Below are 12,285 nucleotides of genomic sequence, written 5' to 3' on the forward strand. Positions count from 1 at the left end.
GGCCGCCCGCGAGGTCCCGCCGGTCACCGAGGTCAGGGTCGCCAGCGCCGACCCGGTGCGCATCGGCGGACACACCCACGCCGTGCTGCCCGAGGTGCTGCTCGCGCTCGGCGCCGGCTGCCACGTGTTGCTGGTGGGCCCGGCGGGCACCGGCAAGTCGATGATGGCGGGCCAGGCCGCCCGCGCCTTCGGCCAGCAGCTCCACGCCCTGTCCCTGGGGCCGACCACACCGATGAGCAAGATCTTCGGCTACTACGACGCCCACGGCCACTACCACCGAACCCCCTTCCGTGACGCGTTCGAGCACGGCGGGCTGATGCTCCTGGACGAGTTGGACAGCGGCCACCCGGGGTTGCTCGCCGAACTCAACCAGGCCCTGTCGATCCGCTCGTGCGCCTTCGCCGACGGCATGGTCCAAGCCCACCCCGACTTCCGCCTCCTCGCCACGGCCAACACCTACGGCACCGGCGGCGACCGGCAGTACGTGGGCCGACAGGCCCTGGACGCGGCGACGCTCGACCGCTACGTCCTCATCGACGTCCCCGTCGACGAAGAACTTGAGGAGCGCCTCGCGCTCGCCCACGCACCCTCCCGTGCTCACGAGGCCCGTCAAGTCCTCCTGGAAGTACGGCGGTTGCGCGCGGTGGCGGCCGAGAAGCGGCTCCCGCTGATGTTCTCGCCGCGGGCCAGCATCGACGCGGCCAAGCTCCTTGAGGCCGGAGCCAGCCTGGACCAGGTGCTCAACTGGCGGGCGGTACGCGGCATGTCCCAGGCCCACCGCGCGGCCCTGGGCATCGGGCCCGGAAACCCGGAGACCGCCCAGTGATCTGGCACGTTCCCGGCCCGGCCGACACCGTCCACAAGCTGCCGCCGATGTGGTCGTGGCAGGAGTTCGTGGACCGGGCGCGCGCACCGGACACCATCTCCTACGGCGCCGGGCGCGCGATCAGGTCGGGCGGCTGGGCCGGCGCCACCTGGGAGGAAGCCCTCCGACTCGCCACCGACGGCTGGAGCGCCCTGCTGCCCGCGGTCGACGCCGAAGTGGCCGAGCTGCGGGAGCGCATCGCAGACCTGGCACTGGCCACCACACTGGCCCCCGCCTGGGACGTGACCGGCAGCGAGGTGGACATCGGCGCCTATCTCAGCGGCGTACCGGAATGCATGGTGGACGCCGTGCCGCAGCAGATCTCCACCCGCGGCCGGGTGGTGACCTTCGTCACCCCGGCCGGCTACGTCCACACCACCCCGCACGCCGCCGTGCACCACCGCGGCGTGGCCCTCGCCGCCCTGTGCTCGGCCATCGTCGAAGCCGGCCACAGCGTGGAGGTGTGGTCCGGCCTCTGCACGTACGTGAGCATGGTCGACCGGCACGTCGGCATGGCGCGGGTGATCTCGGCGGCGGAACCCCTGGACATGGGGCGGCTGATGTTCGCAGTGGCCCACCCGGCGATGCTGCGCCGCCTCTGGCTGGCGGTCTGGGACAGCGCACCACAGGCCGTGGCCCGCCGCATGTACCGGCACAACTACGGCTACGCCCCACAGACCTGCTACCAGGAGGACCTGCCCGGCCAGATCACCGAGCCCTACATCCTGCCGTACCTCTCGCCCGACGACCCGCAGTGGCGCACGGCCAAGAGCGCCCTGAACTGGTGCCTGGACACCTTCGCATCGCTGGGACTGGTACGGGCCGACTGAGCGGCGACGCCGCGCCGCACACCGGGCGCCCCGCGGTGACCGAGCGGCGGGCGCCCCGCAGCGGCCGTACAGGCCTGGCGCGTGGCCGATCACCGTCCCCGCTTCCCCTCTTGTCTATCCTCTTGCCGCATGGGAGACCGCATGCGCACCCGGGCCGCCGAACTCATCGCCCAGGAACCCGGCCCGACCAGGGTGTTCGCCGAATCCGCCGCCTGGTGCCGGCTGGCCGCGGCGATACCCGAACCGCCCCCCGAGGCACGCCAGCGGGCCGGCAACCCCAGACTGCGCCCGCGCCGGCGCCCGGTCTGCGCCGGGCTGTCGGCGCTGACCGCCGTGCTCCTGACACCGCTGCTCATCGCGGCGGCCCTGGAGGGCTGGGAGCCGACCTTCACCCGCGCGGAACGCCAGGCGCGCCGGGCTGCGCGCGAGGCACTGAAGTCCCGCGAGGCCCGGGCCCGCGAACTCGGCCTGTACGACGCCTTCGACGGCGACTGGTCGGGAACGGCCGGACACACCCTACTGAGCTGGTACGAACAGGCCCCGGACGCTGCGCGCCTCCTCGTGCCGACCAGCAGCGAACTCGTCCTGCTCGCCGCCCCCTCCCGCGCCTGGGCCAGGGGCCGCGTCCAATGCCTGGAAGTCCTCGCGCGCATCCCGTACGCCACAGCCCGCCCCGACGTCCCCCACGTCGCGGGCCGGGGCGTCCCGCGCTGCCGGCTGACCTTCGCGGACGGCAGTTGGCTGGCGCTCCTGGTGGAGGACGACCCCGGGCAGATCGACGCCTTCTTCCGCACCTGCCGCTCGCAGGCGCGCCGCGACCAGTACGCCACGGGCTGAGTTCTGGGCTGAGTCTTGGGCCGTGCCCTGGGTAGGGCCTGGACGGGGCTCTGGGCGGGGGCTTGGACGGAGCCCCGGGCGGGAGCCGTCAACCCGGGCCCACCAGGGGCACCGGGCAGCGGGGGAGGGGCTGTTGGACGCGGTGGCGGGTCCGCCCCGCTGCCGTTGTTCTCGGCCCGGCGCAGCCGGTGGCATGATGCGGCGAGTGGATTACCAACGGTGCGTGGACCTCCTCGCGAAGGTGCACGAGAACCCGCACGGCCTGTCCCGCGAAGCGCGCCAGGCCAACGTCCCCAAGCTGCTGGCGGCGCTCGGCGATCCCGCACGGGAACTGCGCGGGATGCTGGTGGTCGGGACCAACGGCAAGGGTTCGACCTGCGCGTTCGCGGTGTCGGCGGTGGCTGCGACCGGAGTGCGGGTGGGCAGCATGCCAAGTCCCCACCTCCAAGAGCCCCGGGAGCGCATCCGCGTCGACGGGGTCCCCGTCTCGCGCGCCGCGTACACGGCGGCGTTCGCGGAGGTGTGGCGTGCGATCGAACACCACGCCCTGCCCGTCCTGTCCCAGGGCCTCTTCGCGACCACCGCCGCCGTGCACTTCCGCCGGGCGGGCGTGGGCCTGGCCGTGGCCGAGGCGAGCATCGGCGGCAGCCGGGCCGCGGCTGCCGAACTCGGCCTGGACGTGAAGGTGCTCACCGGCGTCGGACTCGACCACACCCGACTGCTCGGCGGCTCCCTGGCCCAGATCGCGCAGGCCAAGATCGCAGCCGTACGGGACGGCGACCACGTGGTCATCGGCCGGCTGGAACCCGAGGCCGCCACCAGCGCCGAGCGGGTACTCAAGGAACGTACGGGGCTGACCGTGTGGCGCATCGGCCACGAGGTCCACTACACGGCCCGGGGCGCCGGCCACGACGGCCAGGGTGCCCCGCAGACGCTGGGCGACGTCACCACGCCGCGCGGCGTCCCCCGCGCACTGCCCTGCCCGCTGCCCGGCGCACACCAGCACCACAACCTGGCGGTCGCCATCGCCGCGGTGGACGCGCTGGCCGAACGCGGCCACGTCCAACAGCCGGCCGACGCACCCCTGCGCACCCGCCTGGCGGCGACGCGCTGGCCAGGCCGCCTGGAACTCGTCCCGCAGGCCAGGCTGGGCACCTGGACCGGCCGCGTCCTACTCGAAGGCGCAACCAACCCACAGGGCGTCGCAACCGTCGCCCCAGAGATCCTGCGCCACGCCGCCGCCCGCGCTGCCGGCGGCCACACCGTCGGTGGTCACGCTGCTGCCGCCCGCGCTGCCGGCGGTCACACCGCTGCCGGCCAAGCCGCCGGTGGTCCCGCTGCGGCCGGCCGTACCGCCGCCGGCGACGACGCCGCTCCACCCGTCCTGGTCTTCGCGGCCATGGACGACAAGGACGTCTCCGGCATGCTCGCCCCGCTCCCCACCCACTGGCCTCTGGTCCTCACCCGCACCGGCTCCCACCAGGCCGCCGACCCCAACTCCCTACACACCCGACTCGCCCCGAACCGCCAAGGCCCCTGCCTCACCGCCGAAGACCCACCCACAGCCCTCCACCGAGCCACCGAACTCGCCGGCCCCGACGGCCTGATCGTCATCTTCGGCTCCCTGCGGCTGGTGGGGGACTCCCGTACGGTGCTGGGGTTGCCGCCGGGGTGAGGTGGTTGGCCCTGTTCGCGGGTGGGGGCGACAGCGGTTCTCCCTTTGGCTGTCCTGCTCGGGCAAAGCTGTCTCTCGGGTCTTCGCCTCCTGCGGGCAGGAAGCCTTCTTCGAAGGCCACATGTACGCGCCCTCGGGGCGGGGGCCGCCACCATGGTGACGGCCCCGCTCCCCGACCAGTCATCCCAGCCACGCGGCGAGAATCGCAAAGTCACCATCAGTGAGACCGAAGCGAGCATCTACCCGGTGGACCAAGGCGTGTCCGACATGATGGGAGGCAATCCACGCGCGATCCGTGTCAGTGACCTCGTCATCGACCCACACGAACGGCCGTCGTGCCGCCCAGTCGACAAGGGCACGGGTCTTCCAGTGCAGCCCGTCGCGTTCGTCTTGCTCATCAACGTCTGACGGCTCAGGCCAGACGACCACGGCAAGCCGTTGAAGACCGAGCAGCGGAGCGATGCACTCGTTTGCTTCATCCATCCATGTCGTGGCCCAGACCACCTCACACGGAAGCGCGGCCAGCTTGGCTCCGTGCTGAGGGTTGATCCTGTTCAGGAGCGGGTTCGCAGCGACTCCACGCAGATGGGGAGCGATCTCATAGGTCGGATACTGATATTGCTGTGGCTCCGCCCCGAACGGGATCAGGGGTCCGTCGACGTCGAGGAACAGCAGCGGAAGCTGTGGAGAGCCAGTCACAGCAGCACAGGTTAGCTAGAGCCCACCACTGGTTGCTCCACGAGAGGTTGGCCATCCACGGACTTCAAAGTCCGCAACCGTTGTCCGAACCGACCGACAAACGCTGTCGCTTGACTACTTCAAAGGGTGGGTTGGGTAGGCCGCGCGAGGAGGTGCAGGCCATGGACAGGCCCTTTCCACACGGCCCCCTCCGAGTGAAGGAGGCCGCCGTCGAGATGCCCATGGCTCGGGTGTTTGAGGGAGGGCTGTAATGAGGTGGATAGACATCATAAGGAGGAACCAGCCGACCCACAACATGAAGCCCCCTTCAGGAGGGTGTGCCACGGAGCGCCGACTGTTGGGCTGTGTTGACCAACCGCTCCCGCCCCTGGAACGACTCCGCCCTCGACGGTCGTGAACCGTCGAGGGCGGACCAGGCGACACATGCCGTCCCGACCCCGGCCAGAGCAGGTCCCGCGGAGCGTGGGCCGTCGGGCGTTGGGCGTTGGGCCAGGATGCTTCAGGGGCCAGGTCAGCAGGTGACGGTGCCCCGGCGCAGGGCGTGGCCGCCGTCGTTGGCGTCGTCGGACCAGTAGACGGGCTTGGACCCGGCCACGCATTCGCTCGCGCCGGCGAGGGAGAATCCCTCGTTGTTGTAGTTCGGCATGCCGCTCGGCCGGTTGTAGACGGCGGTGGTGGCGAACGCGCCGCTGGTGTCGATCTTCAGGGTGCGGTGCTGGCCGTCACAGGTGTCGTCGCAGACCGCCCACAGGCGTGAAGCCTGCGGTTCCCACTGGAGTTCCATCACCCCGGACATGCCGCTGCTGAAGGAGGCCACGCGGGTGTACGTGCCGGAGTCGGCCAGGACGTAGCCGTAGATCGTGCCGGTGCCTTCGACGCCCACGAAGAACACGCCGCCGCTGTGGGCGCCGTAGCTGGCCGGGTTGTAGGCCGCGCCCGTCGAGGCGTCCTTGAACCCGGCGCCGGTCAGTGCGGTGTCCGGGACCCAGGTGATGCCCTCGAAGCCGAGGTTGGAACCGGTCGATGGCAGGTCGGAGGTGAGGTTCCACTCCTTGGCGGCGGTCAGCGACGAACCCGAGCCACTGACGTCGTACTTCAGCACCGACAGCCGGCTGGTGCCGGAAGCATCGCCATTGCGCTCACTGGCCACGAACGCCCCGCCGGCCGAGCCCGCACCGGTCAGGGTGACACCCTCGCTGTCGGGGTGGCCGGAGCCGCCGGGGAAGCGCAGAGTCTTGCCGGATGACCAGCCGCTCGCGGTGTCCGGCTTCCATCCGCCGGACCCGTCCCGAACCAGCCGCCACAGCTTCCCGTTGTTCTGCGCGCCCCACAGCACGCCGTTCTCCTGGTAGAGCCCGCTGAGGTCCTCGCCGAAGACGTTGGAGCCGTCCGCGGTCGCCACGCTGCTGCCACCGGGCCATGCCACCGGCGTCACCGAGCCATCGTCCCCGCCGGTACCGCAGCTGTTCGCCCGGCCCAGGGTGACCGTAGCCACCTTCTTGAAGGCCCCGGTGCCGTCCGCGCAGCGCGACCAGGACGCATCGGAGTGCTTGCTCCAGGCGAAGCTGTCGACCAGGGTTTTGCCGTCGGCGCGGTAGAGACGGGCCTCGTCGTCGGACCCCAGCCCGAACTTGCCGCTGACGTCGAACGCCCGGAACCCTCCCGGGGCCAGCGTGGTCCCCGAAGCGATCTTGTAGGAGTGGCTCTTGTCGTCATCCTTGAGAATCCAACCCGAGACGTCGATCGTGGCGGTGCCCTTGTTGTGCAGCTCGATCGAGTCATTGACGTCACCAGTGGTGACGACCTCGTTGATCCGGATGTCGTCCGCCGCGGCCCCCGCGTGTGCCGCAGGTGCGCCGGTGAGGACGCCCGCGGCCAGGAGCGGCGCGGCGACGAGGAGTCTGGAAAGAACAGGGCGCCGACGACGAACAGTCGATGCGGTCACTGGTGTCCATCCTTGAGTTGTCATGGGCAAGACGGCCGGCCCGAGGGTCCCGGCCCTGACCGAACACGACTCCTCTGCCCAGGGGGACGGCTTGCGAACGGTGGGCGAAATCCCTTGGTGCTGCTCTCTGGTGGGGTGGGCAGGTCGGAGGTGTGCGTTGACCGGAGTCAGACGCGTTGCTGGCCTGCGTGTACGTCGCCTGGCACCGGTGCTACGACGGCGACCGGGTCCATGCGTGGCTGCGCGGCGTGGCACGTACGGCACTGCGGGAGGCGATGGGCTCGGCCGTCCGCTGTATCGCGGGTCGACTGAGTACGTGTCCGGCCGCAGTGCCGTATGCGTCCGCTGGTACGGCACGAGGTGAGCTGCTGGCAGCGTGGCGATGCCATTGCCAGGCGGCTACGAAGGGGGAGCCGGTGAGGACGGGCTGGGAAGATGCCTTCTTCTACGCGATCCGCAGGTCGCTCACGCGCAGGTGGGGCTATCGACGATCCGGATGTGGGTCGCTACGTTCGCCCCGAACGTCCACACTGTGTTCGGCCTCATGCACACCCCGGCGGGCCTGTTTGCGAACTTGATGATCGCGCCATCGTCGTTGCGGGTGTTGACGGCCTTGTGGGAGCCGCGGGCGCGGGGACCCAGTGCCTGGAAGCTGCTGGTCAGGTCCTTGTAGGAGGCCGTCGGTTGATTGGCGTCGAAGTCCGCCCCGGTCTTGTAGAAGCAGACGCGCGGGAACTTGCACCCGTGCTGACTCCTCGCCGAAGCGTCAGGAGCCGTGGCCAGGGCGGCGCCGAGGAGGGCGGCTGCCGCCGTGCTGACGCTGAGGAATTTCCTTTTCGCGTTCATACTGACGAATTTAGCGATTCACCAGATGGCATCCGGAAGGGTTTTCCCCGCCATGCAGGAATTAAGCACTCCCCATTCCTTGTGCCTCAACTATCACGCGTGCGCGCGCATTGCACTCCACAATGATTGTTCATGGAGCGGGGCATCGTTGCTGAACAATCGTCGGGTTGCTGTACTTCCGCACCGCGGCAGCAGCGGTCGCCCGCGCGCTGCGCGCGACCTCGCCGCCGGGCCGGCGCGGGGGTGATTATCCCTGGTCAAAGCGTCAGAGGGAGGGGTTTTGGTCCAGCGGCGCAGGCCCTGTTGAGGTTCCTCGTTAACCATGCTCCTCCATCGAACGCCCGCCCACCTAGAGCACCCCCATGCGCGACCCGCTGGCATCGCGGGCGTCTTAAAGCGGTTGTCCCGGAACCGAATCAATTGCCCGTCGCGCACGCTGCTCCCGATTGAACGTGGCAGCTCCCTCCACGATGGGACTCGAAAGCGCGACAGGCATACTTCCTGCTGGGGCAGCGACCTTCCGATCAGAGGATCTGGTCCGGCTGGGCCGGGACGGTTGAAATGCCCTGGTCGACAGCGAGGCGCTTGCGGCTCTGCACGAATACGTCACGGCCGTCGACGCCGACGACGGCGCGCCGCGGTTCCTGCCTGTGGTCTCCGAGCGGGCCTGCGCCAAGCTGAAACAAATCGCAACCAGCAGGACCCGCCCGCCCACCTGGACGGCCCGGCCGCTCGCGCAGCCACGCGAGCGGTGGAGCTTCCTGTCCGACTGCGTTCCGAGTTATTGAGGGGCTGTGAAACTCCAGTTCAGCGAGGTTCTTTCAGGGCTGTCGGTCAGTTACGGGAGGGCTGAACAATGAGTGAACAGCTCATTTTCGTGCCGCGAGAGGCGAACGGCAGTGCTGTCCTGTCTGCGGAAGGGCACCCTGCCACTGGCCTCAGAGGGGGAATGAAGATGCGAGTCTCGCAAGCACTGTCCGCCATCGGCATGGCGGCTGCATTGACACTGGGTATGACGGCGACCGCGCACGCGCAAACCACTGCGGACCCGAAGACCCCGTACAACGTCCAGTACGGCAACTCCTACGTCAAGGGCAACCTGATTTGGTACAACCGCTCGGTCCAGGTGGGCGGCCAACTCCGGGCCGCTTCCGGGTGCCGGGATGCCGTCTACACCGCTTTCTCGGGCGACGTCATCAAGGACCGAGAAGTACGCAGCACCTGCAATGGCACCGTCGGACACGGTTTCACCCTCACGGTCGATGTCGCCGGAGGCGCCACAAGGGTGGACGTCGACCTGTACGAGAACGGCACATTGCGCGACTTCTCCATCTGCACGCGGAGCGGCTGTAGGCAGTAGCCGATCGGTTCCCGGCGGACCGCTGCGTGTGGCAGCGGTCCGGCCCATCCCGGCCAGGCAACGCGGCCGAGGCTGTGAACTCCAGCCACTCGCCTCGACGGGCGTAGCAGTCGCTGACTCTGAGATCAGCCGTTTCCAGGGCACCTCCGAAGCGGTCGCCGCCCGGGTCTTCTGCTCCCGCTTCCTCTGTGAGTGCGGCCACGCTCCGGTTTGTACTCGCTCGGCTGCGTGCTCTGCAGGATCGTCACTGGCCGCCGGCCCTTCAGCGGCACCTCTTGGTACTTGGTCAGCCAGCACTTCACCGAGCCGCCCGCCTCGCTGCGCGCTCTGCGCCACGAGGCGCCCGTAGAGCTTGAGCGCCTCGTGACGCAGCTCCTGGCTAAGGTCCCCGCTCAGTGGCCAGCCTCCGCGGCAATGTTCGGGAGGTCCTCAAAGACATAAACAACCGGTACTTCGGAACCACCCCGCCCCAACGCGGCATGGGTATCGCCCAAGACATCAACGTCACCCGGGCAGAAGCTGTCGACGGCGTGGTCATCCCCGTTCGCAAGGTCGGCATCCCAGCGGGCATCAAGGACGGCCAGACGGCCCGGCTCCGCGAGCTCGGTGGCCTCGGGGCGCACGGTGGCGCCCCAGGGGTTGTACACCCACCATGCGCGTCGTCGACTGACTGGCCGTCGGACTCCAACTCGCCACGGTGGCTCGGGCCCCTGAGAGACGGCCGATTGTCCCCTATGAGCGGCCCAACTTGCTTGCGTAAGCTCATATTTTCGGCCTATTCGCCTAAAGGAGATCGTCGTGCCACCAGGCATCAAGTTCTGTTACACCTGAGACACCGACGAACCTCACCGGCCCCTCACCGACAACGAAAAGGCCTGGCTCAAGAGCCGAACGGGCCAAAAGAACGTCGATGGGTACTTCATGTGCGAGGCACCGAAGTGTCGCAACGTGCGAACCGGTTTCAACAAACGCCCCTTCGACCCCGTTATCCGCGTGCCCCTGTCCGATTGAAGCTCACAGAGCCAGCATGGCCTCCGCCTCGTACCACCGGCAGCACAAACTCACCCAGCCACCAGCACATCCAGCTCCCGGTCGTCGGGGCACAGGGCATGGGCCGGCTGACAACTGCCGGAGCAGGGCCCGGTCCTGCGGGTGGTCCATCACAGGCCGCATCCCGGGCGAGCACCAAAGACGGGACGCAGCCTGAGCGTGCTGCGGCACGGCGTCGCCGTGCGGCGCGGGCGAAGGTAGCTGGGCTTGGCCGGTCCCGAGGCGGGCTCAGTAGCAAGATTCATGCCGCGGTCGATGCATATGAGTTACCGCTCGCGCCTGGCCAGGCCGCGGACAACCCGCAGTTTCGAACAGTGCTGGAGGGAATCCGGGTCGCCGGGCCAGCCGGTCGCCCGCGGACCCGACCCAGCGCGGTGGCCGCCGACAAGGCGTACTCCTCGAAGGCCAACCGCGCCTATCTACGCAGGCGCGGGATCGGCGCGGTCATCCTGGAGAAGGCCGACCAAACCGCAAACCGGAAGAAGATAAGGCCCTGCCGGCGGTCGGCCCATCGCCTTCGACTCGCACCGGTACCAACAACGCAACACTGTGGAACGCTGCTTCCAGAAGATCAAAACCTGGCGCGGTCTCGCCACCCGCTACGACAAATCCCCGGAAAGCTACGAAGCAGGACTCCACCTCAGAGGATCAATCATGTGGCTGAAGCACCTCACCTCAACCACATGATCCAAACTCCAAACAGCCCCTAGCGGGCCCTTCCGGTCCCACACCACAGGCTCTGCGGGTCCTCGGTCCGCTCGGCGAAGTCGCAGGCCCGGACGAACTTGAAGTCGACGTGCAGGAGCGGCGGCCCGACGAGCGTGATGTTCCCAGACCAGACCAGACCAGGCCAGACCACATCCAGCCTCAAGTCAGCTCCAGGCCGCCGTCGATGGTCAGGATCTGGCCGGTGAGCCAGGTCGTGGCCGGGTCGGCCAGGCGGAGAATCCAGGCTGCTACCTCGGCGGGCTCGCCGCGGCGGCCGAGGGGGATGCGGGCGGTCTCCGTGCGCTTGATCTCTTCGACGGTCTCCTCGGGCACGCCGGCGGCGGCCAGCGCCTGACTCTCGGTGGGGCCGGGGGCCAGGGCGTTGACGCGGATGCCGTCGGCCGCCAGTTCCACGGCCCAACTGCGGGTGAGGTGCTCCAACGCCGCCTTGGAAGCGGCGTAGTGCGCGGCGCCGGGCAGCGGCCGGTGCCCGTACGTGCTGGAGACGTTCACGATCGAGCCCTTGGCGTCGCGCAGGTGCGGCAGGGCGGCGTGGGCGAGCAGGCTGGGCGCGGTGACGTTGAGGGCGAACAGGGCCGTGATGCCGTCGGCGGTGGTTTCGGCCACCGGCATGAGCTTGGTGGCGCCGGCGTTGTTGACCAGCACGTCAAGCCGGCCCCACCGCCGCGTCGCGGCATCGATCACGTCCGCGGGCGCACCCGGGTCGCACAGGTCGATGGGGTGCGCGGCGAACCCGGCGTGATCGGTTCCGGTCTCGGCCAGGGCGTCCGCCCGGCGCCCCACACCGAGCACGTGGGCCCCGGCGCGGGCGAAGGCACGGGCGGTGGCGCGACCGATCCCCGATCCGGCACCGGTCACCACGACGACCTTGCCGGTGAAGTCTTCGAGCGGCTGAGCGGACACCATGACTCCTTCGTTCGATGTTCGTGGAACGTCGAACAAGCTACCATGGTTCCATGAAGCGAGCACCGCACCCCGAGCCGACCGAGATGGGCCTCATCGAGGTGATGACGGCGCTGAGCGACCCGATCCGGGTCGGGCTGGCCCGGGTGCTCGCCGACGGGCGGGAGCGCGGGTGGGGCGAGCTCCGCGCCCCGGTGGCCAAGTCGACACTCAGCCATCACCTGCGCGTCCTGCGCGACGCCGGTGTCACCCGCACCCGCCAGGAAGGCACCCGCTGCTTCGTCACCCTGCGGCGCGACGACCTGGACGCCCGCTTTCCCGGGTTGCTGGAGGCCGTGCTCCAAGCGGCCCACAGCGACGACATCGGCGCCCAGGTGGGTCTCGCTAACCCGGTGGCCAGGGCCTGACCGGCATCGAGCACTTCTGGTACGCGTTGGGTGGGTGCGGTTCAACCACCCACCACGCCACCCATCACACCGTCCACCGCGCCAATCCGCACGCCACGCACTAACCCTTGCCCACCACGCCAACCAGTGCTCCCGGGGG

Annotated in this window: 12 protein-coding genes and 2 pseudogenes; 8 read left to right on the top strand and 6 right to left on the bottom strand. The window is 69.4% G+C overall.

Features of this window, described 5'->3' with window-relative positions:
• From AAHZ94_RS16815 to AAHZ94_RS16830, 4 genes are all read left to right on the top strand, one after another.
• A partial coding sequence (locus AAHZ94_RS16815) for an AAA family ATPase (RefSeq protein ID WP_349993713.1) occupies window positions 1–826 on the top strand: 826 nt, incomplete at its 5' end.
• On the top strand, window positions 823–1,695 hold the full coding sequence (locus AAHZ94_RS16820) for a DUF7192 family protein (RefSeq protein WP_349993714.1): 873 nt from the start codon (window positions 823–825) through the stop codon (window positions 1,693–1,695). The genes AAHZ94_RS16815 and AAHZ94_RS16820, both read left to right, overlap by 4 nt.
• 129 nt (window positions 1,696–1,824) lie before the next feature.
• Entirely contained in the window at window positions 1,825–2,532 is a 708-nt protein-coding gene (locus AAHZ94_RS16825; RefSeq protein WP_349993716.1) for a hypothetical protein, read from the top strand.
• A gap of 223 nt (window positions 2,533–2,755) precedes the next feature.
• Window positions 2,756–4,207, top strand: a complete 1,452-nt coding sequence (locus AAHZ94_RS16830; RefSeq protein ID WP_349993717.1) for a bifunctional folylpolyglutamate synthase/dihydrofolate synthase — start codon at window positions 2,756–2,758, stop codon at window positions 4,205–4,207.
• Window positions 4,208–4,387: 180 nt separating this feature from the next.
• On the opposite strand, the gene AAHZ94_RS16835 is transcribed toward AAHZ94_RS16830, so the two are convergent.
• The 3 genes from AAHZ94_RS16835 to AAHZ94_RS16845 form a co-directional block, all read right to left on the bottom strand.
• The gene (locus AAHZ94_RS16835) at window positions 4,388–4,906 is read right to left on the bottom strand and encodes an HAD domain-containing protein (RefSeq protein ID WP_349993718.1); all 519 of its coding nucleotides are present in this window, start codon (window positions 4,904–4,906) and stop codon (window positions 4,388–4,390) included.
• A 511-nt stretch (window positions 4,907–5,417) separates the two neighbouring features.
• A complete protein-coding gene (locus AAHZ94_RS16840; protein ID WP_349993719.1) occupies window positions 5,418–6,851 on the bottom strand; it encodes a lamin tail domain-containing protein in 1,434 nt (477 codons plus the stop codon).
• A 465-nt stretch (window positions 6,852–7,316) separates the two neighbouring features.
• A complete protein-coding gene (locus AAHZ94_RS16845; RefSeq protein WP_349993720.1) occupies window positions 7,317–7,697 on the bottom strand; it encodes a hypothetical protein in 381 nt (126 codons plus the stop codon).
• A 955-nt stretch (window positions 7,698–8,652) separates the two neighbouring features.
• Between AAHZ94_RS16845 and AAHZ94_RS16850 the strand changes: the two genes are divergently transcribed.
• A complete protein-coding gene (locus AAHZ94_RS16850) occupies window positions 8,653–9,057 on the top strand; it encodes a hypothetical protein (protein ID WP_349993721.1) in 405 nt (134 codons plus the stop codon).
• A gap of 392 nt (window positions 9,058–9,449) precedes the next feature.
• On the opposite strand, the gene AAHZ94_RS16855 is transcribed toward AAHZ94_RS16850, so the two are convergent.
• Window positions 9,450–9,704 carry a hypothetical protein gene (locus AAHZ94_RS16855; protein WP_349993722.1) on the bottom strand — a complete coding sequence of 85 codons (255 nt, stop codon included), beginning with the start codon at window positions 9,702–9,704 and terminating at the stop codon, window positions 9,450–9,452.
• A gap of 151 nt (window positions 9,705–9,855) precedes the next feature.
• Between AAHZ94_RS16855 and AAHZ94_RS16860 the strand changes: the two are divergent.
• Window positions 9,856–10,068, top strand: a pseudogene (locus AAHZ94_RS16860) (hypothetical protein).
• A 188-nt stretch (window positions 10,069–10,256) separates the two neighbouring features.
• A pseudogene (locus AAHZ94_RS16865) lies at window positions 10,257–10,794 on the top strand (IS5 family transposase); the annotation flags it as partial.
• Between the two features lie 19 nt (window positions 10,795–10,813).
• Here the strand turns inward: AAHZ94_RS16865 and AAHZ94_RS16870 are convergent.
• Both AAHZ94_RS16870 and AAHZ94_RS16875 read right to left on the bottom strand, forming a co-directional pair.
• The gene (locus AAHZ94_RS16870; RefSeq protein ID WP_349993723.1) at window positions 10,814–10,978 is read right to left on the bottom strand and encodes a hypothetical protein; all 165 of its coding nucleotides are present in this window, start codon (window positions 10,976–10,978) and stop codon (window positions 10,814–10,816) included.
• The gene (locus AAHZ94_RS16875) at window positions 10,975–11,742 is read right to left on the bottom strand and encodes an SDR family NAD(P)-dependent oxidoreductase (RefSeq protein ID WP_349993724.1); all 768 of its coding nucleotides are present in this window, start codon (window positions 11,740–11,742) and stop codon (window positions 10,975–10,977) included. The genes AAHZ94_RS16870 and AAHZ94_RS16875 overlap by 4 nt, the downstream gene beginning before the upstream one ends.
• 50 nt (window positions 11,743–11,792) lie before the next feature.
• Here AAHZ94_RS16875 and AAHZ94_RS16880 point away from each other — a divergent pair, with 50 nt between their 5' ends.
• The gene (locus tag AAHZ94_RS16880) at window positions 11,793–12,146 is read left to right on the top strand and encodes an ArsR/SmtB family transcription factor (RefSeq protein ID WP_349993725.1); all 354 of its coding nucleotides are present in this window, start codon (window positions 11,793–11,795) and stop codon (window positions 12,144–12,146) included.
• Window positions 12,147–12,285: the final 139 nt, after the last annotated feature.

The sequence above is a fragment of the Streptomyces sp. HSW2009 genome, from assembly GCF_040240285.1.
In the GTDB taxonomy this organism is placed as follows: domain Bacteria; phylum Actinomycetota; class Actinomycetes; order Streptomycetales; family Streptomycetaceae; genus Streptomyces.

Bases quoted from the DNA above. Each gene is read 5' to 3' on its own strand.
- AAHZ94_RS16825 (WP_349993716.1), top strand. From the start codon at position 1,825: ATGGGAGACCGCATGCGCACCCGGGCCGCCGAACTCATCGCCCAGGAA.
- AAHZ94_RS16845 (WP_349993720.1), bottom strand. From the start codon at position 7,697: ATGAACGCGAAAAGGAAATTCCTCAGCGTCAGCACGGCGGCAGCCGCC.
- AAHZ94_RS16850 (WP_349993721.1), top strand. From the start codon at position 8,653: ATGCGAGTCTCGCAAGCACTGTCCGCCATCGGCATGGCGGCTGCATTG.
- AAHZ94_RS16875 (WP_349993724.1), bottom strand. From the start codon at position 11,742: ATGGTGTCCGCTCAGCCGCTCGAAGACTTCACCGGCAAGGTCGTCGTG.
- AAHZ94_RS16880 (WP_349993725.1), top strand. From the start codon at position 11,793: ATGAAGCGAGCACCGCACCCCGAGCCGACCGAGATGGGCCTCATCGAG.